Here is a 23,542-nt window from a genome sequence, read left to right on the forward strand (position 1 = left end):
ACTCCTACAATGTCGACCGAAGACCCCAACATTTTGTGCTCTTGCTCCACAATCGCCAGTTCCTTTTGGCAATATGGACACCAGGTGGCCCAGAAGTTCACCCATACGCCACGCCCACGGAGCGAAGACAGAGTAATCTTCGTCCCGGACGCCGTTTCTAAAGTAAAGTCTGGGGCCACATCGCCCGGCAAGTCTCCCACCTTGGCTTGATGTTGATGGCCGTCTGCCTGCACCGTCCGCGCGTCGATGACATGCTGTCTGTGCACCGTTTGGCCGACCAACACTCCGGCATAAACCACCGCTGCGCCAACCACTAGCGCGGTGATTGTCTTTCTCACATTCATGGCAACCTCCCTGTCTCTCCCACCATGGCTAATGGCTATTGGTATACTCAAACGACAGAAATATCTAATCCCGTGGTTCGTTGGTCCACTCGGACGGTACTACCATCCGGAATTTCCCCTGCCAATAGTTTCATCGCCAAGACGTCTTGTAACGCCCGTTGAACTAACCGTCGCATGGGCCGAGCACCGTACTCTGGCTGATACCCTTGGGCGACTAAGGCATCTAACGCCGCATCGGTAATCTCGAGATGAATTCTGCGATCCTGCAATCGCTCTTCAAGATCATGTAATTGCAAGCGTGCAATCATGCGCAGTTGCTCACGGGTCAGTCTGTCGAAGGTGACCACCTCGTCAATGCGATTCAAAAATTCTGGACGCAAAGCCCCACGCAACACTTCCGCAAGCAACCGTTCGCGCTCTTGGCCGTCATGCTCTCCTAAGATAATGTCGCTGCCCAAATTGGAGGTCATGATAATCACGGTATTGCGAAAGTCCACGGTCCGCCCTTGCCCGTCGGTCAATCGCCCATCGTCAAGCACTTGGAGCAGCAGATTAAAAACTTCGGGATGGGCTTTTTCAATCTCATCCAACAAGATGACGGCATAGGGACGACGCCTCACCGCCTCGGTAAGCTGTCCGCCTTCTTCGTAGCCCACATAGCCAGGAGGAGCCCCGACCAATCGCGACACCGCATGCCGCTCCATATATTCTGACATGTCAATTCGGACAAGCGCTCCCTCATCGTCAAAAAGAAATGCCGCCAGCGCTCGCGCCAGTTCCGTTTTCCCCACTCCGGTGGGTCCTAAGAACAAGAAGGATCCCATTGGCCGACGTTGATCAGAGAGCCCGGCACGAGAACGTCTCACGGCATTAGAGACCGCCGTCACCGCATTTTGTTGCCCGACGATACGACTGGCCAATCGCTCTTCCATATGCATTAACTTATCCCGTTCTCCTTCAAGCAATCGCGTGACCGGAATTCCCGTCCATTTGCCGACAATGGCGGCAATATCGTGTTCCGTCACTTCTTCTCGAAGCATGTGGGACTCCTTAGCGGCCTGGTCCACCTCCTTTAGCGCTAAATCCAGGTCCCGTTGCAATTCTAGGAGTACGCCATAGCGCAATTGGGCGGCGCGTTCTAAGTTGCCTTGCCGTTCAGCCAATGCCTCCTCCGTTTTGGCCTGGTCCATTTGATGTTTCAATTCACGAACCCGATTCACCAAACCTTTTTCTCGTTCCCAACGTACCTTAAAGCCAAGCCGCCGCTCATTGAGATTGGCCAGTTCCTGTTCCAATCGTGCCAGGCGCTCTTGCGCCTGAGGATCATCGGTTTCCTTGGTCAATGCCTGTCGCTCAATTTCCAGTTGCATAGCTCGGCGCTCCAACTCGTCTAATTCTTCAGGCATGGAATCCATCTCCACGCGAAGATGAGACGCGGCTTCATCGACTAAATCAATCGCCTTGTCTGGGAGAAAGCGATCCGTGATGTATCGGTGGCTGAGTCGCGCCGCCGCCACCAAAGCCCCGTCGCGAATTCGGACTCCATGGTGGACCTCATAACGGTCTTTTAGTCCCCGTAAGATGGCGATCGTGTCTTCTACCGACGGTTCATCCACGAATACGGGCTGAAATCGACGTTCGAGGGCGGCATCTTTTTCGATATACAAGCGGTATTCATCCAGGGTCGTAGCGCCTACCGCGCGTAGCTCTCCACGCGCCAGAGCAGGCTTAAGGAGGTTCGCAGCATCAACGGCTCCCTCAGCCTTACCGGCGCCCACCAACGTGTGCAGTTCATCAATGAATAGAATTACGTTCCCTTGGGCCGACTCGATTTCTTTGAGTACCGCTTTGAGCCGGTCCTCAAATTCTCCACGAAACTTGCTTCCCGCAATTAATGCGCCAATATCCAGCGCTAAGACCCGCTTATCCTTCAACCCTTCCGGCACATCATGCGCTATGACGCGTTGGGCTAATCCTTCGACTATGGCGGTCTTCCCCACACCCGGTTCACCGATCAGTACCGGATTATTCTTGGTGCGGCGCGACAACACCTGTATCACGCGACGGATCTCTTCATCCCGCCCTATCACCGGATCAAGCTTCCCGCGACGGGCCAAGTCGGTCAAATCCTTGCTGTAGCGAGACAGGGCCTGATATTTATCCTCAGGATTTTGGTCTGTCACACGAGCATTGCCGCGAATTTCTTTCAAAGCGCGCATCAAGCCATCCACGCTCACTGACGCTTGACGCAAGAGACGCCCTGCGTCGCCACGGTCGCGCTCTACCATCGCCAAAAGCAAATGTTCGGTCGAGATATACTCATCCTTCAGCTCGTCCGCTTGATGCTCGGCTTGTTCAATAACCTCAATTAACTCCGGCGCAAAGTATGCACCGGGCTGTGTACCACTGATTTTAGGCAGACGGGCAATGGCCTTCGATACGGATTCTTCAAGAGGTGATAACGGAATCCCTAATTTCTCTAGCAGTGGCCGGACAACCCCGTCCGGTTGCCCCACCAAAGCCGCCAAAAGGTGCAGGTCAAATACCGCTTGATTGCCGGCCTCACGTGCTAGATTCTGAGCTTCTTGCAAGGCCTCCTGAGACTTCACGGTCAGTTTATCGAGGCGCATGAATCTCCCCTCCTACTTCTTGATGATGCGACTTTAAGGCTTCATACAACGAGTCATCTTCACTAGTAAACGGTTCAGGAAAACGCAATTGGACTTCTAAGAGCATGTCTCCTTTAATCTCGCTACCACGGTGAGTCAGGCCCATGCCTTTAAGCCGTAGGGTGCGACCTGAATTGGAATGACGCGGCACTTTAACCATCACGCTATCTCCCTCTAAGGTCCGAATAGGCACCTCGCCGCCCGTGGCTGCGACCGCCACCGCCACCAGTAGTCGACCGATGAGATTATCTCCCTGGCGTTCGAAGCGAGGATGCGGAGCCACTTCAATCCTCAGACGGGCATAGTCGCCCACCCGGAGCACCGCCCCATCCTCTACGCCTGCCGGTACCGCGACATCAAATTTCTTGGGTTCGGCCACCTGGCCAAGGCCTCCACAACGTGGGCAATCCCGATCCCGCCCATGACACACCACACACTCACGCACCTCGTTGACTGAGAGCGAAACGGTGGTGCCGGTGGCCACTTGCTCCAAGGTCAGACGCACCGATTCCTCAGGAGTGGAACGCGGCGCCTGCCGTTCCGTCCCCCGGCCCATTCCTTGAAACAGGTCGTCAAAAATCGATCCAAATCCGGCAAAATCTTCGGTACTAAAGTCATGGCTGACCCGTTCAAAACCAGTGCCGCGCCGGCGCGATTGATGTTCTGCATACCCACGGCGCAAGCGATCATATTCGGCACGTTTCTTCGGATCGGACAACACCTCATATGCTTCATTGATCTCTTTAAACTTGTCTTCCCCAGACTTTCCCGCCACGTCTGGATGGTACTGCCGTGCCAGACGGTAATAGGCCTTCTTGATGGCGGCGTCATTGGCGGTCTCATCCACTTCCAGCACTTTATAATAATCTTTCGGTGCAGCCATTCACCGGTCCCCCTTACGCAAAACAGGCGAGGTTTCCCCCGCCTGTAGTGTAAACACAATGTCTCAACTCACTCGCTCGGGCGGAAATCTGCGTCAATGACTTCCCCATCATCATTTCCTCCAGACTCGGGCCCGTCAGTCGGAGGTGTGTCGTTTGGCCCCGACTGGGCCTGTGAGGCATAGAGTTGTTCCGCCAGTTTATGCGCGCTCTGTTCAAGCGCAGACAATGCACTGTCGAGTGCTTCTTTATTGTCACCGTTCATAGCCTCACGTACCTTGGCGATAGCGGCTTCAGCGCTACTGCGGTCGTCCGCACTGACCTTATCTCCTAAGTCCTTCAAGGACTTCTCGGTGGCATAGACCATTGATTCCGCGCGATTTCGGGTTTCCGCTAAGTCCCGCGCCCGTTCATCTTCTTGAGCCTTCTCTTGGGCTTCCTTGACCATCCGGTCCACTTCTTCTTTGGTCAATTGCGTGGATGCCGTCACGGTCACCCGCTGCTCTTTTCCGGTACCGAGATCTTTTGCTGACACGTTGACGATGCCGTTCGCATCAATATCAAAGGTCACCTCAACCTGAGGAATACCCCGCGGTGCCGGAGGAAGATCATTCAGGCTAAACCGTGCGAGCGTTCTGTTGTCTGTCGCCATGGGGCGCTCGCCCTGTAAGACATGGATTTCTACGCTTGTCTGACTATCAGCGGCCGTAGTATAAACCTGGCTCTTGCGCGTCGGAATGGTGGTATTCCGGTCGATAAGCTTATTGAACACACCGCCTAAGGTTTCGATACCCAAAGACAGTGGAGTTACATCCAGCAATATCACATCTTTGACATCGCCAGCTAAGACCCCACCCTGAATGGCAGCGCCGATGGCCACCACCTCATCGGGATTTACCCCTCGGTGCGGCTCCTTACCGGTCAAACGCTTCACTAACTCCTGAATAACCGGCATTCGGGTGGAGCCCCCGACCAGGATAACCTCATTAATCTGGCTTTCCGTCAACTTGGCATCGGCTAATGCTTGCTTAAACGGATTGACACATCGCTCGGTAAGATCTTGTGTCAATTCTTCGAATTTCGCTCGGGTAATTTTTTGTTCCAAATGTTTCGGCCCGGTTTGATCGGCGGTAATGAACGGCAACGATACTTGAGTTTCTGTCACCGAAGAAAGTTCAATCTTGGCCTTCTCCGATGCCTCGATCAAACGTTGGAGTGCTTGACGGTCCTGCCGCAAGTCGACGCCATACTCCTTCTTAAATTCCGCGGCTATGTAGTCAACGAGCTTCATGTCATAGTCGTCACCACCCAAATGCGTGTCGCCAGAGGTGGATTTGACTTCAAACACGCCATCACCAACTTCGAGAACAGACACATCAAACGTGCCGCCGCCTAAGTCCCACACCAAAATGGTTTCGTTCTTTTGCTTGTCTAATCCATAGGCGAGTGCCGCCGCGGTGGGCTCATTAATAATGCGCAAGACTTCTAACCCAGCGATGCGGCCGGCATCTTTGGTCGCCTGGCGCTGAGCATCATTAAAATAGGCGGGTACAGTAATCACCGCTTGTGTGATTGTCTCACCCAAATATTTTTCGGTATCTGACTTCAATTTGGAGAGCACCATGGCCGAGATTTGCTCAGGCGTCAGGTTCTCTCCGGCGTTGGGGAGTTCCACCCGCACTTGATTATTCGGCCCGTCTACCACGTGGTACGGGACGCGATTACGTTCTTCTTTGACTTCATCAAATCGTCGTCCAATAAAGCGCTTAATGGAGAATACCGTATTTTCCGGATTCATGACCGCCTGACGACGTGCTAACTGCCCTACCAAGCGCTCTCCATTTTTGCTAAACCCGACCACCGACGGAGTTAGCCGACTTCCCTCGGTGTTCAACACCACGGTCGGTTGGCCACCTTCCATTACGGCGATTACCGAATTGGTCGTCCCTAAATCAATCCCTACTACTTTTCCCATCCGTCGTCACCCTCGCTTTTTGGCCAGCCACGAAGTGGCTGCTATATGCTAAAATGGCGCAGCGTTGTGCCGCGTGAAATGCCGTTATCCACAAAATTTCGACCCACCCCAAACGCGGATGGAGACTGCGATCTTTCGTTCTATACAGGGCCCGCATGTCCTTCCCTGCGTGAGCCACTACATCCACACACCGATTGACTGAGGCAATCCCTCGCGGATCAGATTCCCTCTCTCATATTAAAAACCTCACGCGGAACGATCAAGAAGCCTCGAGCCCACTCCCAAAATTTTTTTCCGCGGCATTGACGTCGTCGCAACCTAGTGTGCATCGAATCGTAACCCATCATACCGTCACCAAAAAAGTCGGGCGGTACAGGCACGCGTTCCCTACCCCAAATCATACCATAGACACTCTGGAATTTGTTCCCGGGAGCAAATTCATCCCGCTCCCCTCTGGCCACCCAGGGTATGCGCACAATGTGTTGCAATAGGGCTACGGGTAGCCACAGGCATGCTGCCAATGCCCAATTCATATTGACGCATGGCCAGTGATTGGTTAGCGTAAGAACATAACGAGACCGGATTGACAACAGCACCCCCGGTGAGCGATTGTCTTTCCCAGGTCTCATAAGGCGGGATATTTCTTATGCTAAATGTATTATTCGTCTTCCTCGGCGGAGTGCTGGGAGCGTTATCGCGATATTATTTAGGGAGAACTGTGAACCGTTCTGTGTCTCGACTCTTCCCCTGGGGCACCTTGGTGGTCAATCTTTCAGGTTGTCTTGTGATCGGAATCATTTCACAAAACCTCACTTTCCTCGGGGCCAGAGGATATCTCTTCACCGATATCGGATTTGTCGGAGCCTACACCACATTTTCATCTCTCTCCTATGAAACCATACAACTGGTAGAAAGTATCGGGTTAGCACGCGCCATGATTAATCCTCTTTTGAGTCTTTGCGGAGGACTCGCTGCGGTGTGGATTGGAATGCGTCTTGGGATGCTGGTATGAAAGACTGGATGGCCATTGGGCTCGGTGGAGGCCTAGGGGCGCTTTCACGCTATAGCATCCTTCTCCTCATTCCTTCAACCCTAATTCCCTGGAACGTCTTTCTTATTAACGTGACCGGCAGTCTCATTATTGGCATCATCACCTCGCTATCCCTCGAATTCGGTCAGCTATCTGAACGGGTCCGATTATTCGTAGCGGTAGGAATTCTCGGAGGCTATACCACCTTTTCCACGTTCGCCTTGGGCAGCGTCAATCTTCTTGAATCAAGCGCCATCGGCCCCGCGTTTCTCTATATGATCTTAAGCCTAGGCTGTGGTCTTTTAGCGAGCTACCTCGGTATTCTCTTGGTGCGTCTTATCATGAAGACGCACCAAGCCCAAAATGGCCCCCAGTAAGTCCCCGCAAAAAAGGTGTAGCCCGCCGGGGAGCGGGCTACACGGGAGAGGAGAAACCGGAAGCCTCAGCCGTTGGGAACAGCTGACGCCAAGCCTAGTATGAGACAATTGGGAATGCGCTATGCGCCCCGCACCACCTCGAAATAGGTTGAGAAAAAATCCGGATAACTAATCGTCACGCTGTCTTCTCCAACCAGTTGCGTGTCTCCCGTGTAAGCCACTGTAGCGGCAATGGCGGTCAGCATCGCCATCCGATGATCCCCCACGGCATCGATCCTGGCGCCAGAAAGCGCTACGGGTCCGTCAATCACCCATCCGTCAGGCTGCTCTTCAACAGGCGCCCCCATGGCTTGAAGAATGGTTGTTGTAACGGCAATTCGATCGCTTTCTTTCACTCGCAATTCCTGCGCTCCCGCGATAACCGTTCTTCCGTTAGCCTGGGTCGCTAAAAGGGCCAATAACGGCAATTCATCCACCATCGCGGGCACTTCATCGGCGGCAATCGTCACCCCCTGCAACGGACCAGCCTCAACCACAATGGTGCCGTACTGCTCGGGAACGGTGCCGGTCGGCGACCATCCTACCTTGGCTCCCATCCGCTGCAACGCATGAAAAAAACCGACGCGAGTGGGATTAAATAGCGTGTTGGGCAGCACCATGCGGCTACCCGGATGCAAGGCGGCTAATGTAGCCCAAAATGCTGCCGAGGAGGGATCTCCGGGCACACGGAAATCAATACCATGAAGGGCACTCGGATAGACTGTACTCTTATCGGCGGATCGAAGAATCTGTCCGCCCATTGCGGCAATCAGTTTTTCGGTGTGGTCTCTGGTTGCCACTGGCTCAACCACGGTCGTGGCATCTTGAGCCGTTAGCCCAGCCAACAGCAACGCCGACTTGACTTGTGCACTCGCGACCGGCATCTCATACACTCCACCGCCATGCTGTCCGCCGCGAATCACCAGAGGGGCAAATCCCCCATCGCGGCTTTGAATATTGACTCCAAACTGTCGTAAGGGAGCAATGACCCGCGCCATCGGGCGCTTGCTTAAGGACGCATCTCCAGTTAAGATGGTCATCCCCGGAACTGCCGCCAGAATGCCACAGGAAAGCCGCATGGTGGTCCCCGAATTTCCACAGTGAATCACGTCACGAGGCTCGAGAAGCTTAGCCGGTGCACGCAGTACCAGCCGTTCTGGGGTATCTTCCACGACCACTGCCCCCAGCGCTTGCACTAATTCCAAGCTGGAACGGGTATCCCCGGCATCCAGCCAGCGATACAATTCCATCTCACCGTCAACCAGTAAGCTCATTAAAATGCCTCGATGCGTCAATGACTTATCGCCCGGCACGCGAACTTCGGCCTCAATCGGTCCATGCCAGCCCCTCAATGTTTTCATCATTGTCACTTCCGATCATAAGATGTTGACGCCATTGTGAAGGAGAGCTCGCCACCGGTGAATTTCCGCTTCCATCGCACTCAGTGCCTCATCTAGTGCCCCGGCATTTTGTCTAAAGAGCGGTGCCAGCGGTTCCCATGCACTATGCCCCACTCGACAGGTATCGCGATATCCGGGACCCGCTAGTCCCACGGCGCCGGGATTGTGGGATTCTACAGTCTCTCGAACGGCGCGCGACACTAAATACGGGAGTTGGCTTACCCAGGCCACCGCCTTGTCATGCTCGTCCACAGTCCACACACTAAACGCACCGAACTTCAAACGTTCCTGCCACCACCGAATCTCCGCGAAATCAGGAATGCCCGCCCCCACATCGACGAGAGCCACATTGCAGTCCTCAAACAAGTCGGCTTGCGATGCCGGCAGTCCACTGACCTCTTTACCCGCCATAAGATGAAGCGACAATACCGTGACCTTCTTTGACGCCCGCGTTAAGGCTGGCGCTATCGGTCGCTTGAGGGAACTAATCTCCATTAATACTGCGTTATCGGCCATAAGTGATGCCACCTCATCAATCAGCCCTGGCATACCGTGGCTAGGCACGCTCACCACTAGCTTCTCGACCTGGCCGATCCAGTCTCTCCAGGATGACACCTCACCGAAGTGCCGACGCGACAGGGCCTCTCGCACATCCGGGTTGGCATCATCTAAAAAAAGCTCAACTTCCGGCACTTGCAGTGATGCGGCAATCGACCCACCAATCAGGCCCACACCGATAATGCCGACTTTCATATTTCTCTCCCGACCGCCTGCGCCACTCGCGATACCTCTTCCATCAGTTCTTCTAAATGACGGAAATTCAAACTTTGTGGCCCGTCAGATAGCGCCTCGGCAGGATTGGGATGGGTTTCGATAATCAAACCATCCGCTCCAGCGGCCACTGCGGCACGAGACAATGGCGCGACCCACTGCCATTGTCCCGCGGCATGCGAGGGGTCCACCACTACCGGAAGGTGGCTTAATTGCTTCACCACGGGCACCGCACTGATGTCCAGCGTATTGCGGGTTTTGGTCTCATAGGTGCGAATGCCGCGCTCACACAAAATGATGTCCGGGTTCCCATGAGCGGCAATATACTCTGCCGCCATCAACCATTCATCAATAGTGGCGGCCAGACCTCTTTTGAGAAGCACCGGTTTACCCGCCTGCCCTACCGCCTTGAGCAAAGAGAAATTTTGCATATTACGGGCGCCAATTTGTACGATATCGGCCCACTCGGCGACATGGCTAAGACTTTCATGGTCTACCGCCTCCGTAATAATGAGTACGCCATAGCGTTCACGTGCCTCGGCCATCATTTTCAATCCTTCGATCGCCATTCCCTGAAAGCTATACGGCGAGGTCCGCGGTTTATACGCGCCCCCTCGCATGATAGGAACATTGAGACGCTGCATGCATTCGGCCGACTCCATCACCTGCTCCCGGCTCTCCACTGCACACGGTCCCGACATCACCACCACTTTTTCTCCGCCAAAGCGCACATCCCCAACCTGAACCACGGTGTCTTCGGGGTGAAAATCCCGACTGACCAATTTGTAAGGCTTTCTTACCGACACCACCGCATCCGCTGTTTCGATAGATCCCACCGATCTCCCATCCTTCCTCGAGCTATCCCCTCAAATACCAAAAGCCCCCATCCCTGGAATAGGGACGAAGGCTCTTCCGCGGTACCACCCTAAGTGATTCTTAATCGAAACTAAGAATCCTCTTTGTCGACTGCTATCACAGCCGCTCCGAATAACGGACGGACGCCGGATCCTCTACTCTATGCTTTTCGCATATTTCGCTTCACACTCACGGGGGTACGGTATCAGGAGAAGGGTTCGACTTTCACCAAGCTGTCGACTCTCTTTGCCGCTTCAACACTGAGCCTCTTCCCGTTCATCGCTTTAGGGTATGAATTTCTCCGCATGGTACACCACCCCAAGGGTGATGTCAAGCCTTCCTGGCAGTTTCGCTTAAAGCCGCCCGCAGTGCCGCTACAAATTCATATGCCACGTCTTCCGCGTGGTCTGGGTGCTGATCAATCTGGTGCACCAAAGCACTCCCGACAATCACCCCGTCAGCGACACTCCCGACTTCACGGGCTTGGGTGGGTGTGGAAATCCCGAAGCCTATAGCCACCGGCAGATCCACCTCACGCTTGACCCGTTGCACTAGTGATGCCACTCCCCCATCAACCGTTTGGCGCGCTCCGGTCACCCCGGTCACTGAGACTCCATAGACAAAGCCGCGGGCTTGTGTAATCGCCTGCAAGTGCGCATCTGTCGACGTAGGGGCGACTAGCGGTATGAGGGCCATACCGCTGCTCTCCGCAGCGTGTCGCATCCCCTTACCCTCCACCCAGGGAAGATCGGGAATAATGAGTCCTTCTACGCCTGCATGGCGGGCGTCACGGGCAAACGATTCGATGCCGTAATGAAACACGGGATTAATATAGGTAAGAAAGACTAACGGAGGAGATGACGCGCTGACCGTACCGACCACTTCGAGAATATCCCGTATTTTGGTTCCGCGTGCCAGTGCTGCGGTGGCGGCCTTCTGCAAGACCGGGCCATCGGCCAACGGATCCGAAAAGGGAAGACCAATTTCAATAATGTCCGCGCCGGCTCGACCCAACGCAGCAATCATCCGAGGCAACTGTGTCAAGCTGGGAAACCCTGCCGTCACATAGGGAATGAGGGCGGCGCGCCCTTCAGAACGGGCGGATCGAAAGGCTTCCTCTAGTCTATTCAATGCGCTTGCCTCCTTCATCTTTGTGGCCTATGTCGGCTTTTTCGTACGAAAATACCTGATCGACATCCTTATCGCCACGTCCGGAGAGATTAATCAAGACGCGCGCACCAGCGTCTCGAAGCCGCGCCGCCTCTTCGACCACCCAGGCCACCGCATGCGCACTCTCAAGCGCGGGAATAATTCCTTCCCATCGTGACAATTGGTGGAATGCAGCCAACGCTTGATCGTCGCGAATCGCCACATAGTGCGCTCGACCGGTATGGTGCCAATAGGCGTGTTCCGGGCCGACACCGGGGTAGTCTAACCCCGCTGATATGGAATGCGCTGGCTGAATTTGACCATCTTCGTCCTGTAGCAGGTAACTGAGACTGCCATGCAGGATGCCTGGCTCAGCAACCTGAATACTGGCGGCGTGCCGCCCGGTCTCAATCCCTTCGCCGGCTGCTTCGACACCGACAAATTGTACCGTGTCGTGGCGAAAAGGATAGAAAATCCCCATGCTATTGGACCCACCACCCACAGACGCCACAATGTGGGTAGGGAGTTGCCCCGTTACGTGAAGAATTTGCCGGCGGGCTTCTTTTCCAATCACAGACTGAAAGTCCCGTACCATCATGGGATAGGGGTGAGGCCCGACCACCGAACCAATAACGTAGAAGGTGTCGCGCACATTGGTGACCCAATCGCGAATCGCCTCATTAGTAGCATCTTTAAGCGTACGAGTTCCCGATAGCACCGAATGTACTTGTGCGCCTAGAAGCTTCATACGATAAACGTTCAGGGCTTGGCGCTCAACGTCCTCTTCTCCCATATAGATTTCTGCTTTCAGCCCAAAGAGAGCCGCCGCGGTAGCGGTCGCAACACCGTGTTGGCCGGCTCCGGTCTCGGCAATAATGCGCGTTTTCCCCATCCGTTGAGCTAATAGAACTTGGCCCATGGTGTTGTTAATCTTATGCGCTCCGGTGTGGTTCAAATCCTCTCGCTTTAAATAAATGTCAAATCCCAATGCCTCACTCATTCGATCGGCCCGTTTAAGGGGAGTAGGCCGGCCCACATAGTCCTTCAATAGCGCCGCCAAGTCCCGACGGAATTCGGCATCGCGTTTGGCCTCCTGATACGCCTGGTTCAACTCCTCAACAGCCGGCATCAACGTTTCGGGAACATATCTCCCACCAAACGGCCCAAATCGTCCGTAGGCATCAGGCACTTTCTTGGTCGGCATGTCTTACCTCCTCAATAAACTGCTGTATTAACTCCAAGCTTTTCTCTCCCTGTCTCTCTACCCCAGTGGACACGTCGACACCATCCGGCCTAAGACGGCTCACCACATCGCCCACATTGTGGGGATATAATCCCCCAGCAATCCAAATCGGTCGCCGAAATGACGGACGTTTCCAGTCACGCGCTTCACCACTGCCCGGATTGGGCCCGTCCAGGAGCACAATGTCGGCGTCTTCGTCAAGGGAGGTAGCCACCGCGATTTTCCCGATCTGGTGTAGCGCGTGAATCCATCCCGACGGCACTGTCCCATGTAGCTGAATGCCCCTTACGGGGAGATCGAGTAATTGGTGCAATAACGATTCATCCACGTCACGCCCCACCACAATCAAATCACCCGACACCTGGTCGGCAATACGCTGAACTTCATCGAGTGCCACTTGCCGCCGACTAGGCGTCACCACTAACCCAAGATAGTCCGCTCCCAGCGAAAGCGCCGCGCGCGCCACTCGGACATCACGGATTCCGCAAATCTTAATTGTGGTACGCATTAGACCAAGTCCTTAAGAGATTATTGCCGCGCATCAAGCTTTCGCCAATCAGCACCGCCTGGTAACCCCATTTCTGCACTGCGACGAGATCGTCCACCGTTTGGATGCCACTTTCACTAATGCGCAACACCCTCTCATCTAAGACCTCTGCCATGTCCTGAGAAAAGGACAACCGGGTCTCAAACGAATCTAAGTCGCGATTGTTGACCCCGAGCAGCTCTGGTTGAAGACGCATCGCCCGTTCCGCCTCTTCGCGCGAGTGAATCTCCACCAAGACCTCGAGTCCAATGTCCTGGGCGGTCTGGTATAAGTCGTGCAATCGGACATCATCTACGATCCGCACAATAAGGAGCGCCGCGTCGGCGCCATTCACACGTGCCTCGACCAACTGTACCGGGTCGCGTACGAAGTCCTTGCGCAATACCGGGATTGTCACGTTGGCTCTCACTTGGCGTAGGTGTTCCATGTCTCCGGCGAAAAATTCGGGTTCAGTTAAGACCGAGATGGCGCAAGCACCATCTCTCTGGTAACTCAGTGCTTGCTCCACGGGATCATAGGCATGGGTGAGCCATCCCTTGGAGGGCGACTTCTGCTTGCACTCCGCAATGACCCCCAAAGTCGGCGATGACTTGAGGGAATCCTTCAGCGAGCGCACCGCGTCCAGCGATGCCATATCGTGAATCCAGATGGATTCCTTGGACTTTATCACGCTTACCCGTTTGTCGACTGAGTCGACAATAGCGTCAAGAAACCTCACTGAGCATCGCTCCTTTGAAGATGAGTAGCACCAATCAGTTGATTCAGAACGGCTTCAGCCCGCCCATTTTCAATGGTCTCCCGGGCTAAATTCACGCCATCGCGCAGCGAATCGACAACATTCCCGACAAATAGGGCAACGCCGGCGTTCGCCAATACCAGATCGCGCAGGGGTCCTGGGGTGCGCTGACACAAGATATCCCGACAAATCTGGGCATTTTGTACCGGATCCCCGCCCACAAACGAGCCGCTCGGATAGACAGGTAATCCTAACTGCTCGGGCGTGATCTGCCCTTGCGTCATTTCACCATCCTTTACAAATCCATAGGCGGTGGGGCCCGACAGTGACACCTCATCCAACCCTCCATGTCCGTGAACCACCATGCCGCGCTTCACCCCTAAAAGCGCCAACACTTCCGCCATCGCCCCGACCCACTCGGGTGAAAACACCCCCAAGAGTTGATAATCCGGCGAGCAGGGATTAGTTAAGGGGCCCAACACGTTAAATATGGTCCGAAATCCGAGTTCCCTGCGTGGTAACGCCACGTGTCGCATCGAACTATGCATTTGTTGAGCAAATAAAAACCCAAAGCCGACTTCGTCAATGAGGCGCCCCACCTCAATGGGATCGGACTGAATCGAAATATCCAGCGCTTCCAAGAGATCAGCACTGCCGCTCTTTGAAGTCGCCGACCGATTGCCGTGTTTGGCCACCCCTAGTCCAGCTCCCGCCACCACGAAGGCGGATACGGTCGACACATTAAAGGTAAACGATCGATCTCCGCCCGTACCGCAGGTATCGATCAACGGACGCCGCCGCACGGGAACGGCTACGGCATGCTTACGCATGGCTTGGGCAAATCCCGCGATTTCTTCGACTGATTCGCCACGCACTCGCAAGGCCATCAAGGTGGCGCCTATCTGTGCGGGCGTCATCCCACCTTGCATGAGCACATCCATATACGAAAAAGCCTCTTCGCGACTGAATCGTTCCCCGCGACTTAATCGCTCTAGACCAAGAGAAATAATGTCGCTCATTGTGCCACTCCTTCACTACTCGCCCAGGGTGTCGCCTGGTAGCGAGCACAGCGGTCAACAAAGTGCGCAATGATGGTCTTGCCATCTGGCGTGAGCACTGACTCTGGATGAAATTGAATCCCATAGACCGGATGCTCTCGGTGTGAAATCGCCATGATCGTGCCGTCCTCACTCACCGCGTCAACCACCAATTCAGGAACCTCCGAGATTTCTACCATTAGTGAATGATACCGCCCCACCATCAGCGGATTGGGCAAATCGTGAAAGAGACCAGTGGCATGATGGGACACGGTGTCTTGTTTCCCGTGCATCAAATGGTGCGCCCGAACCACCTTTCCCCCATAAGCACTGGCGATCGCCTGATGTCCCAAACACACCCCTAATATTGGCACGTCACACCCCATGGAGCGCACCAAGTCCACCGAGATGCCGGCACTCTCAGGCCGACCTGGCCCCGGAGAAATCACAATACCGTCGGGCTGGCGCGCCGCAATGTCGCTCACCGTGAGTACATCATTACGCACCACCTCGACCTCCGTCAGTTCGCCGAGATATTGGACTAAGTTGAAGGTAAACGAATCATAATTATCGATCACCAATATCATAGCCACTCCTCCTCTCCGGCTAGCAGCACCTTTAATGCCGCTGCCGCTTTGTTGAGGCTCTCTTGATATTCCGCCTGCGGCTCAGAGTCCGCTACGATGCCGGCACCGGCCTGGACATAAGCGCGATCGTTTTCAATTTCTAGGGTGCGAATGGTGATGCAGGTGTCAAGGTCGCCCCGATAGGACCAATACCCCACCACCCCGCCATAGGCGCCCCGGGCACAGGGCTCAAGCTCCTCAATAATTTCCATGGCACGAATCTTAGGGGCTCCCGTTAACGTTCCTGCGGGAAACGACGCGGCCAGCACATCCAAAGCATCTACTCCCGGGCGCAATCGACCGCGAACCTCTGAAGCGATGTGCATCACGTGCGAATACAGTTCTTTCACCATAAAGTCCGCCACCGTGACGCTTCCGTATTCAGCAATCCTTCCTAGGTCATTGCGGGCCAAGTCTACCAACATGACATGTTCGGCGCGTTCTTTCGGATCGTTGATTAACGATTCCCAATGCGCGCCATCCTCCTCGACACTCTTTCCACGCGGCCGAGTCCCAGCAATTGGCCGATTGATGGCCACGCTGCCCTCCACGCGTATCAGCGTCTCCGGAGAGGAACCGGCGAGGGTGCGCCGTGGTGTCTCTAGATAAAACAAATACGGGGAGGGGTTAATGTGGCGAAGGCGTCGATACAAACTGAACGGATCTCCTGAGACCTGAGCCCCTAGCCGTTGCGATAACACCACTTGGAATATATCTCCGTCGACAATGTATTGTTTCGCCCGATTCACCATTTCCCCAAATTGTTCTTCCGTAAGAGTGGACTCCACCGAGGTGAGCGCCCGCACATGTGGCTCCGCAAGCATCATCGGCTGCCTTAATGCATCCACCACAATCCCCAGTCGCGCCCGGGCCTGATCAATTTGATCACGCAGACTTTCGATAATCACCGTGACCTCTTGGCGGCGATGATCAAACGCTACAATGGCTTTAGGCCATACCCACTCCCACAACGGCCCCCGGGTGGTATGGCGCCGCGGTAAGCGCTCAAGAGAGCGAATCCAATCATATCCAAAATAGCCTACTGCCCCTCCGGTATACGGTAACTCTACCTCGTCCGGCACAGCAATATATTGTCGCTGCTGCTGGAGGCGCAAGAGCTCTAGGGGGCTATCGTCAACCGTCGTCCCCTCAGGGCTTACCAGCACGGCCTTCCCGTCGGATTCCAAGAGTCGCGCCCATTCTCCCAATGCGATAAATGAATAGCGCGCCACTTTGTCGTCCCCTTCTACGCTTTCCAAAAGGGTGTGCGCTCCCAACGGCCGCAGACGCAAGTAAGCGGAAATTGGGGTAATTTGGTCAACGGCATAACGGCGTGCCATCGCAATGTGCGACGCCGTGCCATCGTCCCAAATGGTCTCTCCATCTCGACTTTCAATAATTTCTGCCACGTTGTCCCTCCGCAAAAAAAATTAGACCCTCATCTCTAAAAGGGACGAAGGTATCTCCGCGGTGCCACCCAAATTAGACCTGAAGGTCTCGCTTTGCCATACAGGAACGTTCATCACGCCCGATATGCCTTCCGGGATAACGGTGGAAGAATCCGGCTACGCCTACATTTCGGGTAGCAGCTCATGGGCCCATTCACTACTTTTCTCCTATTGGGCTTGCACTATCCCCAACTCGCTACAAAGATTATCGGTAGCTACTTTCCCCATTCATCGCTTACCTATTCAATGCTTCATAGCCTAGCGCATTGTCAGGCTGTCGTCAAGATCCCGTTCTATGCCTCGCATCGTTAATGCAAAACATGCCCAGGCAAGGCATCCGCTATAGCGCTAAACACCCATGCTTTGAGCGGTTGCCACTCTGACTGTCTGAGCTCCGGGTCCACGGATAAAATGTGGCGCGCGACCTGCCGAGCTCTCTCCAGCAGCGCCAAATCTTTAAGAGGATTAGCCAATTGAAAGCCTGCGACCCCATGCTGCCTCATCCCTAGCACTTCGCCAGGACCGCGAATCTCTAAGTCCTGCTCCGCCAATCTCAATCCGTCCTGGGACTCCACCAGCGCTTGTATCCGCGACTGCCCTTCAACCGTGGCCGGATCAGCCAGCAAATAGCACGCCCCGGGATGCTGTCCGCGGCCCACTCTCCCCCGTAATTGATGCAATTGAGCCAATCCAAACCGATCCGCCTCTTCCACTACCATGACGGTCGCGTTGGGAACATCTACCCCCACTTCAAGAATGGTTGTGCCCACTAATACGTCAATGTCCCGTTCCTTGAATCGCTCCATGACCTGAGACTTCTCCTGCTGCGTCATCCGTCCATGGATGAGACCTACCCGCCAACCGGGAATCCGCTGCATTCCTTCTGCCAGCAGCGTGGCAGCTTTCCCTTGACCTTCTTCAGACTCTTCCACTAACGGACAAATCACATAGGCCTGGTGCCCACGTCGCACCTCATCCATCACCCGCTGATAGGCCTGGCGTCGGTCCTTCATTGAGAGATGCACGGTTTGTATGGGCTTTCGTCCGGGAGGAAGTCCCGTAATACGGGACACCTCCAGGTCTCCATAAACCGTCAGCGCCAGGGTACGCGGAATGGGGGTAGCCGTCATGACCAGCATATGAGGGAAGACTCCCTTTTCCCCCAGTCCGGCCCGTTGACGCACACCGAAACGGTGCTGCTCATCCACCACCACCATGGCTAAACGACCAAAGTGAATCCTGTCCGACAACAACGCCTGCGTGCCCACAGCGATTAATGGTTCCGTCGAGCGAATGCGTTCCTCAGCGTGGCGACGGTCGGGTCCGCGAGCGGTGATGAGGACAACTTCAATGTCAAGCGGTGCCAAAAGCTGCTGCAACAACAGGTAGTGTTGCTCCGCTAAAAGTTCCGTCGGCGCCATTAAGGCCGCTTGGTAGCCCGACCCGACCGCCGTCACCATAGACAGCACCGCCAAAATGGTTTTCCCTGACCCCACATCCCCCTGTAGCAACCGCGCCATCGGTTGGGGCTGGGCCAAATCGGAAGAAATCTCCTCCCAGACTGCCACTTGTCCGGCTGTGAGCTGAAATGGCAACGTTTCTCGAAACCGTTCTACCACAAGAACATCAGGATTAAGACGGGGAGCCACTTCGATAGAATCCGGTCGATGCAGCCATAGTACCGCGAGTGACATGCGCAAGAATTCATCAAAAACTAGGCGACGGCGAGCCCGCTCCAGATCCTCTACCGAGGCCGGAAGATGCTCATGCAACACCGCCCAGGGGCGTTCCACCAAGCCCTCTTGTTGCAAAATCTCTTTAGGGAGCGGGTCGCCCACTTGTGACGCCCACTGAGGAATCACCCGCATTTGCAAATCCTGCACAAATCGTTGCTTTAAATCCCCCGACAGCGGATAGGTGGGAATGAGGCCGAGGCGCGGCGGATGATCTTTTTCGAGCATTTCAAATTCCGGATGAGTCATGCCCAGTCGACCGCGAAACGCGTCCACACGCCCTGTGACCATCATTTCCCTACCGGGCAACAATTGCTGTTTCAGCCAATTGGCATGAAAAAATGTCAATTCAAGAGTCCCGGTATTATCTTCGAGCGCCACTCGCAGGTAGCTTCGTTTGGCCGAGAGATAGTGGTTCGACACCGAACGAATGCGGCCCCGAACGGTCCCAGTAAAGTTACCCGTCAGGTGACTAATCGGCGTGACCTCGGTACGATCGAGATGACGACGAGGCCAAAAAGTGACCAGATCATCAATCGTGGAAATGCCCATACGGTGGAAATCCTGCGCGCGTTTGGGCCCAACTCCAGGTAAGCGTTCAATTTTATCCGCTAATCCGAGGGCATCCATACGACCTCCATCCACGGGTTTGGATGCGGTGTGGGAACGAGTTGGGCGTTTAGCACCTCCTTCCAAAATTTCGCCTCCTCACTGCTCGCATTTTGACTCAGATAGAGCGTTATGGATCCCAATCCGTCAACCATCTCGCCTATCGCCCGCGATAGGGTGGTTCTATCGGAAAAAACCCTGTCATTCAACTGATATTTCTGGTTGTGTCGAAAGACTTGGATCACGGTGCGACGGTTTACGGCGGCGACCATGCGCGCCCGATTCGCTTCCCAGTCATCGCCTGGCACGTACGCTTGCACGATCTCCCCAGCCAGCGCCAACGAATCCACGGTGAGTGCCCGCTGATACGATTCGGCACTTCCAATCACCAACCGGTCCGGACCATCTCGTGAGGAATCCAGGTCCATCACCGTATAGGAATCAGAAAACATGGGATGAATATGGGACGGGGCCGCAATCTGAAGCTTCGTGACAGGCGTTGTCCGTCGTTCCACCTGGTACCGCATGTCGAGCCACTCCATTTGCCGCACATCACCCACATCCATAAAGAGCGCCATCAGCGCCACTGGTTGATTGGTATGTACATGAACCTTCACAGCCGAACTTGTGCTCGCGACAACGATGGAGTTGCCAAGATGTTGCAGCTTAGTGCGTAAGAACTCTTCCGCATCGGTCCGTCGCAGGCGATATAAAAGGGCTTCCACATCATAGTAAAAGGGGATATCCGCTATGATTTCATCTGCTTCTACCGCCTCCACTTCTAGACCCGCGAAAGGTCCCTTCGCTTCTTCTCCTCGTGCCGCCTTAAGCCACCCTCGCACCATCATGACGTAACCGAGCCCCCCGGCATCCACCAGGTCTTTATCGGTATCCGCACTGAACTTCCCCGCAGAATTGCGCAAGGCCCGCTCTCCGGCTTCAACGGCCGTAGCTAACACCGCCACCACATCCCCAGATACCGCAATGGCCCCCATTGCATCTGCCACGGTGAGAATTGTCCCTTCCACCGGCTCGGCGACCTGCTGGCGGGCCCGGTGAGCGGCCTGGCGGAATGCTTCAATCAGTTCTTCAGGTTCAAAACCCAATCGCCCTTCGGCCGCTTGCGCAAATCCTCGCAGTAATTGGGATAAGATCATTCCCGAATTCCCACGGGCTCCATTGAGGGCACCATCGGCCAAATGTTTCCATGCCCCTTCAAAGGAGTTCCATGGATGCTGACGCAGCGCAAGTACCGCTTCACGCACTGTGGCTACCATATTGTATCCGGTATCGGCATCAGGAACCGGAAATACATTCAATTGATTCAACTGGTCCTCGCCAGCCATTAATTCACTGAGCGCCATGTCCATCCACGCCCCAAGTGATGCGGCAATCACTCTCCACATGGGCGCTCGATGCTGATCACTCACCACCGGAGCGCACCCCTTCGACGTGGATCGTGAGGTGTTGAGGATATTGACCCACCGCATCTTTTAACGCGTCATTCACCTTATGCCCCACTTCGCGGCCAATTTCCGCGATCCGTTGTCCATATTGCACCACCACATACACGTCGAGAAGGAGTTGTCCTGACTCCGCCTCTTGGACCTTGACACCACGACTCAGCATGTCATGGCGAACCAAGCTGTTGAGACTGTCTGAAATCCCTCGATGACTCATTTCGAGAACTCCAGGCACCGACAACGTGGCACGCGCCACAATGGCGGCCACCACGTCATCGTGAATCACGGTTTGTCCCCATTCTGTCCGTTTTTCCAATGTCATCCAACCTTTCGAACTTGCATCCCATTATGTCCTATGTTACCATAGCCAAGAATGTCATGGCGTCGAAGGAGGTTCCGAATTATGGCGTATCGTTGCGAAATTTGCGATAAACACACTGTGCACGGTAATAACGTCAGTCACTCGCACAAAAAGACCAAACGGGTTTGGAAACCCAACATTCAGCGAGTTCGAGCGCGCATTGATGGTCGTACTAAACGCATCTATGTTTGCACTCGCTGTCTACGTTCTGGTCGGGTGGAGCGCGCCATTTAGGACGCGTCTCCCCGAAATGATTGTAATTCCTCAATACTAAAGTGATAGCGGGTGCGGCAGAAGTTACAAATAATTTCTGCTCCCCCGTCACCAATGAGGTCCTGAATGTCTTCGTCAGGTAATCCTTTGAGACTGTCTCTGATGGGTTCACGCTCACACCAACACTGCCACTTTAGCGGTTCTTCGCCTAACCAATGAATGGGTTCCCGAATGACTGATCGTACCAGTTCGTCAAGCGGCTCCCCGTCGGCCAATCGGCGGCTAATATTGGATAGCGCACTAAAATGAGCCGCCACCTCGTCCACAATCTGTGGTTCACATCCTGGCAAAGCTTGCACCAAAATTCCCCCAGAACCAATGACGAGACCCTCTTGACCCACCAACACTCCCAGAGAAACGGCACTGGGCACTTGCTCCGACTGGGTCAGATAGTGCAAAAAATCCTCCCCGATTTCACCGGATTGCAACGCGACCTGTCCCTGATACCAGTCTCCTACACTGTCCTGGCGTAGCACGCGAAAATAGCCATCGTCACCGACGGCTTGTCCGACCGCCAATTTTCCATCAGCACGCAACGGCAGGTCGACGCTGGGATTCTGCACCCGTGCCCGCAAGTGACCATTGGGACGGACTTCCGCAACCACCCGACCCAGTGGTCCATCACCGTTCACTTCTACCGTAATACGTCCTGGCTCTTCTTTCATGTCGCTCCCTAAGATGGCAACGGTACTCACCATCCGGCCCATGGCGGCGGCAGCGACTGGCAAACACTGGTGTGCCAGTTGCGCCTCACGTGCCGCACCAGTGGTCACCACTGCTACAACCCGCATCAGTCCCTCTGCTGCCGTCGCCCGAATCCGATAATCCGTCCTCATCACCTCAAAATCCCCGCATCGGGGCTATTTAGTCGCCCAAAGGCCCAGCACTAATTGCAATACTTTGCCCACCACCTTGGGCACTTTAACCACTTGAACCTGCATCGCTCTCATCCTTTCTCCTGTTTATGCTGTCAACATTCGCCACGCAATCCAAATTAGCGCACCTCCGGCCACGAGTGGTCCGAGACCCGCCCAAAGAAGCCATAACCCGATACCGAATGGCCAAATCCATAACGGCAGAATCTTAATTATTAATACCGCCCCGGCAAGGCCAAAAATGATTCCCCAAGTCTTTTTTGCGCTGGAACCACGGCGCATCCATGTATAACGAAAGGTCCGCATCTCCTCACTCCCTTTTCCTCAAACCACCACCTCGTGGTAATGATCATGGTACGGGAATAAGAAAAAAAGGTGCCTTATCGGTCGCCCAGAATTCGAATGGCTTCCCCAGGGTCGCGGTGCCCGAAAATATAGGACCCAGCCACTACGATATCAGCTCCCGATTGTCGCATAATGGCGCCGGTTTCGGCATTGATACCGCCATCCACCTCAATCAACGGGCGATGTTTTTCGCCACGCATTTGCACCACTCGCTTCACTTTGTCCTCGGACTGCGCCCAAAATTTTTGTCCTCCAAATCCTGGATTGACGCTCATCACCAAGACGTAATCCAATTCCTGGATGATGTCGCGAAGCATTTCGACCGGGGTCGCCGGATTGATAGCCGCGCCCGCCAAGGCCCCCAACTGGTGAATGTGATCAATGGTCCGCTCTAAATGGACGCAGGCCTCGACATGTACTGAAATCATATCCGCCCCAGCGTTCCGAAAATCGGACAAGAAGCGATCTGGTTCCACAATCATCATATGCACATCAAGTGGTAAATCTGTCGTGCGACGAATCGCTTCGACCACCATCGCTCCCATGGTCAAATTGGGCACAAATTGTCCATCCATAATGTCTATATGTAACAAATCGGCGGATTGCACTTTCTGGATGTCCTCCGCCAAATTCGCAAAATTCGCCGACAGCAAGGACGGTGCTACGTGTATCGCCATTTCATCGACTCCTCTGGTCTGACCTTATCTCTCAAAAATCTTTGACCCATTCTTCCAGTATCTTGCGAGAGTTGCGGTA

Annotated in this window: 22 protein-coding genes, 1 pseudogene and 1 other annotated feature; of the genes and pseudogenes, 3 read left to right on the forward strand and 20 right to left on the reverse strand. The window is 54.6% G+C overall.

The window, feature by feature from the left end; all coding sequences use genetic code 11:
* The 4 genes from ACOJWD_RS10795 to dnaK form a co-directional block, all read right to left on the reverse strand.
* Window positions 1-344: peroxiredoxin family protein (locus ACOJWD_RS10795; RefSeq protein WP_486993240.1), on the reverse strand; the 344-nt coding region annotated here is incomplete at its 3' end.
* Between the two features lie 47 nt (window positions 345-391).
* Window positions 392-2,974, reverse strand: coding sequence for an ATP-dependent chaperone ClpB (gene clpB, locus ACOJWD_RS10800; RefSeq protein WP_486993241.1), 2,583 nt, complete (start codon window positions 2,972-2,974; stop codon window positions 392-394).
* Window positions 2,961-3,896 carry a DnaJ C-terminal domain-containing protein gene (locus tag ACOJWD_RS10805; protein WP_486993242.1) on the reverse strand — a complete coding sequence of 312 codons (936 nt, stop codon included), beginning with the start codon at window positions 3,894-3,896 and terminating at the stop codon, window positions 2,961-2,963. The genes clpB and ACOJWD_RS10805 overlap by 14 nt, the downstream gene beginning before the upstream one ends.
* 68 nt (window positions 3,897-3,964) lie before the next feature.
* Complete coding sequence (gene dnaK / locus ACOJWD_RS10810) at window positions 3,965-5,869, reverse strand: molecular chaperone DnaK (protein ID WP_486993243.1); 1,905 nt, start codon at window positions 5,867-5,869, stop codon at window positions 3,965-3,967.
* Window positions 5,870-6,515: 646 nt separating this feature from the next.
* On the opposite strand from dnaK, the gene crcB reads away from it, so the two are divergent.
* Together crcB and ACOJWD_RS10820 are read left to right on the forward strand one after the other, a co-directional pair.
* Entirely contained in the window at window positions 6,516-6,881 is a 366-nt protein-coding gene (gene crcB, locus ACOJWD_RS10815; RefSeq protein ID WP_486993244.1) for a fluoride efflux transporter CrcB, read from the forward strand.
* Window positions 6,878-7,276, forward strand: a complete 399-nt coding sequence (locus tag ACOJWD_RS10820) for a fluoride efflux transporter FluC (RefSeq protein WP_486993245.1) — start codon at window positions 6,878-6,880, stop codon at window positions 7,274-7,276. The genes crcB and ACOJWD_RS10820 overlap by 4 nt, the downstream gene beginning before the upstream one ends.
* Before the next feature lie 119 nt (window positions 7,277-7,395).
* On the opposite strand, the gene aroA is transcribed toward ACOJWD_RS10820, so the two are convergent.
* The 13 genes and pseudogenes from aroA to ACOJWD_RS10885 all read right to left on the reverse strand — a co-directional run bounded on the left by aroA (window position 7,396) and on the right by ACOJWD_RS10885 (window position 21,248).
* Complete coding sequence (gene aroA / locus ACOJWD_RS10825) at window positions 7,396-8,676, reverse strand: 3-phosphoshikimate 1-carboxyvinyltransferase (protein ID WP_486993246.1); 1,281 nt, start codon at window positions 8,674-8,676, stop codon at window positions 7,396-7,398.
* A 15-nt stretch (window positions 8,677-8,691) separates the two neighbouring features.
* Window positions 8,692-9,468 (reverse strand): prephenate dehydrogenase/arogenate dehydrogenase family protein, encoded by a 777-nt coding sequence (locus ACOJWD_RS10830; RefSeq protein ID WP_486993247.1) that lies wholly within the window; start codon window positions 9,466-9,468, stop codon window positions 8,692-8,694.
* Window positions 9,465-10,328 (reverse strand): annotated as a pseudogene (aroF, locus tag ACOJWD_RS10835) (3-deoxy-7-phosphoheptulonate synthase); the annotation flags it as partial. The gene ACOJWD_RS10830 and the pseudogene aroF, both read right to left, overlap by 4 nt.
* Before the next feature lie 343 nt (window positions 10,329-10,671).
* Window positions 10,672-11,472 (reverse strand): tryptophan synthase subunit alpha, encoded by an 801-nt coding sequence (gene trpA / locus ACOJWD_RS10840; protein WP_486993248.1) that lies wholly within the window; start codon window positions 11,470-11,472, stop codon window positions 10,672-10,674.
* Complete coding sequence (trpB, locus tag ACOJWD_RS10845; RefSeq protein ID WP_486993249.1) at window positions 11,465-12,694, reverse strand: tryptophan synthase subunit beta; 1,230 nt, start codon at window positions 12,692-12,694, stop codon at window positions 11,465-11,467. Before trpB ends, trpA begins: the two co-directional genes overlap by 8 nt.
* Window positions 12,672-13,241: a phosphoribosylanthranilate isomerase gene (locus ACOJWD_RS10850; protein WP_486993250.1), complete on the reverse strand. Its 570-nt coding sequence runs from the start codon at window positions 13,239-13,241 to the stop codon at window positions 12,672-12,674. Before ACOJWD_RS10850 ends, trpB begins: the two co-directional genes overlap by 23 nt.
* The gene (trpC, locus tag ACOJWD_RS10855; RefSeq protein ID WP_486993251.1) at window positions 13,225-13,998 is read right to left on the reverse strand and encodes an indole-3-glycerol phosphate synthase TrpC; all 774 of its coding nucleotides are present in this window, start codon (window positions 13,996-13,998) and stop codon (window positions 13,225-13,227) included. Before trpC ends, ACOJWD_RS10850 begins: the two co-directional genes overlap by 17 nt.
* Window positions 13,995-15,035 (reverse strand): anthranilate phosphoribosyltransferase, encoded by a 1,041-nt coding sequence (trpD, locus tag ACOJWD_RS10860; RefSeq protein WP_486993252.1) that lies wholly within the window; start codon window positions 15,033-15,035, stop codon window positions 13,995-13,997. The genes trpC and trpD overlap by 4 nt, the downstream gene beginning before the upstream one ends.
* Window positions 15,032-15,640: an anthranilate synthase component II gene (locus tag ACOJWD_RS10865; RefSeq protein ID WP_486993253.1), complete on the reverse strand. Its 609-nt coding sequence runs from the start codon at window positions 15,638-15,640 to the stop codon at window positions 15,032-15,034. Before ACOJWD_RS10865 ends, trpD begins: the two co-directional genes overlap by 4 nt.
* A complete protein-coding gene (locus ACOJWD_RS10870; RefSeq protein ID WP_486993254.1) occupies window positions 15,637-17,088 on the reverse strand; it encodes an anthranilate synthase component I family protein in 1,452 nt (483 codons plus the stop codon). The genes ACOJWD_RS10865 and ACOJWD_RS10870 overlap by 4 nt, the downstream gene beginning before the upstream one ends.
* 37 nt (window positions 17,089-17,125) lie before the next feature.
* Window positions 17,126-17,368, reverse strand: a binding site (T-box leader).
* A 67-nt stretch (window positions 17,369-17,435) separates the two neighbouring features.
* Window positions 17,436-19,556: an ATP-dependent DNA helicase RecG gene (recG, locus tag ACOJWD_RS10875; protein WP_486993255.1), complete on the reverse strand. Its 2,121-nt coding sequence runs from the start codon at window positions 19,554-19,556 to the stop codon at window positions 17,436-17,438.
* Window positions 19,472-20,902 (reverse strand): DAK2 domain-containing protein, encoded by a 1,431-nt coding sequence (locus tag ACOJWD_RS10880; protein ID WP_486993256.1) that lies wholly within the window; start codon window positions 20,900-20,902, stop codon window positions 19,472-19,474. Before ACOJWD_RS10880 ends, recG begins: the two co-directional genes overlap by 85 nt.
* A complete protein-coding gene (locus ACOJWD_RS10885; RefSeq protein WP_486993257.1) occupies window positions 20,892-21,248 on the reverse strand; it encodes an Asp23/Gls24 family envelope stress response protein in 357 nt (118 codons plus the stop codon). The genes ACOJWD_RS10880 and ACOJWD_RS10885 overlap by 11 nt, the downstream gene beginning before the upstream one ends.
* A gap of 87 nt (window positions 21,249-21,335) precedes the next feature.
* On the opposite strand from ACOJWD_RS10885, the gene rpmB reads away from it, so the two are divergent.
* The gene (rpmB, locus tag ACOJWD_RS10890; protein ID WP_169098692.1) at window positions 21,336-21,527 is read left to right on the forward strand and encodes a 50S ribosomal protein L28; all 192 of its coding nucleotides are present in this window, start codon (window positions 21,336-21,338) and stop codon (window positions 21,525-21,527) included.
* On the opposite strand, the gene hslO is transcribed toward rpmB, so the two are convergent.
* From hslO to rpe, 3 genes are all read right to left on the reverse strand, one after another.
* Window positions 21,524-22,402 carry an Hsp33 family molecular chaperone HslO gene (hslO, locus tag ACOJWD_RS10895; protein ID WP_486993258.1) on the reverse strand — a complete coding sequence of 293 codons (879 nt, stop codon included), beginning with the start codon at window positions 22,400-22,402 and terminating at the stop codon, window positions 21,524-21,526. The two genes, rpmB and hslO, sit on opposite strands and share 4 nt — an antisense overlap.
* Window positions 22,403-22,528: 126 nt before the next feature.
* Window positions 22,529-22,747 (reverse strand): hypothetical protein, encoded by a 219-nt coding sequence (locus ACOJWD_RS10900; RefSeq protein ID WP_486993259.1) that lies wholly within the window; start codon window positions 22,745-22,747, stop codon window positions 22,529-22,531.
* A gap of 74 nt (window positions 22,748-22,821) precedes the next feature.
* Window positions 22,822-23,463, reverse strand: coding sequence for a ribulose-phosphate 3-epimerase (gene rpe / locus ACOJWD_RS10905; RefSeq protein ID WP_486993260.1), 642 nt, complete (start codon window positions 23,461-23,463; stop codon window positions 22,822-22,824).
* Window positions 23,464-23,542 lie beyond the last annotated feature (79 nt).

Source organism: Sulfobacillus sp. TH-112 (assembly GCF_057473405.1).

Bases quoted from the DNA above. Each gene is read 5' to 3' on its own strand.
- clpB (WP_486993241.1), bottom strand. From the start codon at position 2,974: ATGCGCCTCGATAAACTGACCGTGAAGTCTCAGGAGGCCTTGCAAGAA.
- ACOJWD_RS10805 (WP_486993242.1), bottom strand. From the start codon at position 3,896: ATGGCTGCACCGAAAGATTATTATAAAGTGCTGGAAGTGGATGAGACC.
- dnaK (WP_486993243.1), bottom strand. From the start codon at position 5,869: ATGGGAAAAGTAGTAGGGATTGATTTAGGGACGACCAATTCGGTAATC.
- crcB (WP_486993244.1), top strand. From the start codon at position 6,516: ATGCTAAATGTATTATTCGTCTTCCTCGGCGGAGTGCTGGGAGCGTTA.
- ACOJWD_RS10820 (WP_486993245.1), top strand. From the start codon at position 6,878: ATGAAAGACTGGATGGCCATTGGGCTCGGTGGAGGCCTAGGGGCGCTT.
- aroA (WP_486993246.1), bottom strand. From the start codon at position 8,676: ATGAAAACATTGAGGGGCTGGCATGGACCGATTGAGGCCGAAGTTCGC.
- ACOJWD_RS10830 (WP_486993247.1), bottom strand. From the start codon at position 9,468: ATGAAAGTCGGCATTATCGGTGTGGGCCTGATTGGTGGGTCGATTGCC.
- trpB (WP_486993249.1), bottom strand. From the start codon at position 12,694: ATGCCGACCAAGAAAGTGCCTGATGCCTACGGACGATTTGGGCCGTTT.
- ACOJWD_RS10850 (WP_486993250.1), bottom strand. From the start codon at position 13,241: ATGCGTACCACAATTAAGATTTGCGGAATCCGTGATGTCCGAGTGGCG.
- trpD (WP_486993252.1), bottom strand. From the start codon at position 15,035: ATGAGCGACATTATTTCTCTTGGTCTAGAGCGATTAAGTCGCGGGGAA.
- ACOJWD_RS10865 (WP_486993253.1), bottom strand. From the start codon at position 15,640: ATGATATTGGTGATCGATAATTATGATTCGTTTACCTTCAACTTAGTC.
- rpmB (WP_169098692.1), top strand. From the start codon at position 21,336: ATGGCGTATCGTTGCGAAATTTGCGATAAACACACTGTGCACGGTAAT.
- hslO (WP_486993258.1), bottom strand. From the start codon at position 22,402: ATGAGGACGGATTATCGGATTCGGGCGACGGCAGCAGAGGGACTGATG.
- ACOJWD_RS10900 (WP_486993259.1), bottom strand. From the start codon at position 22,747: ATGCGGACCTTTCGTTATACATGGATGCGCCGTGGTTCCAGCGCAAAA.
- rpe (WP_486993260.1), bottom strand. From the start codon at position 23,463: ATGGCGATACACGTAGCACCGTCCTTGCTGTCGGCGAATTTTGCGAAT.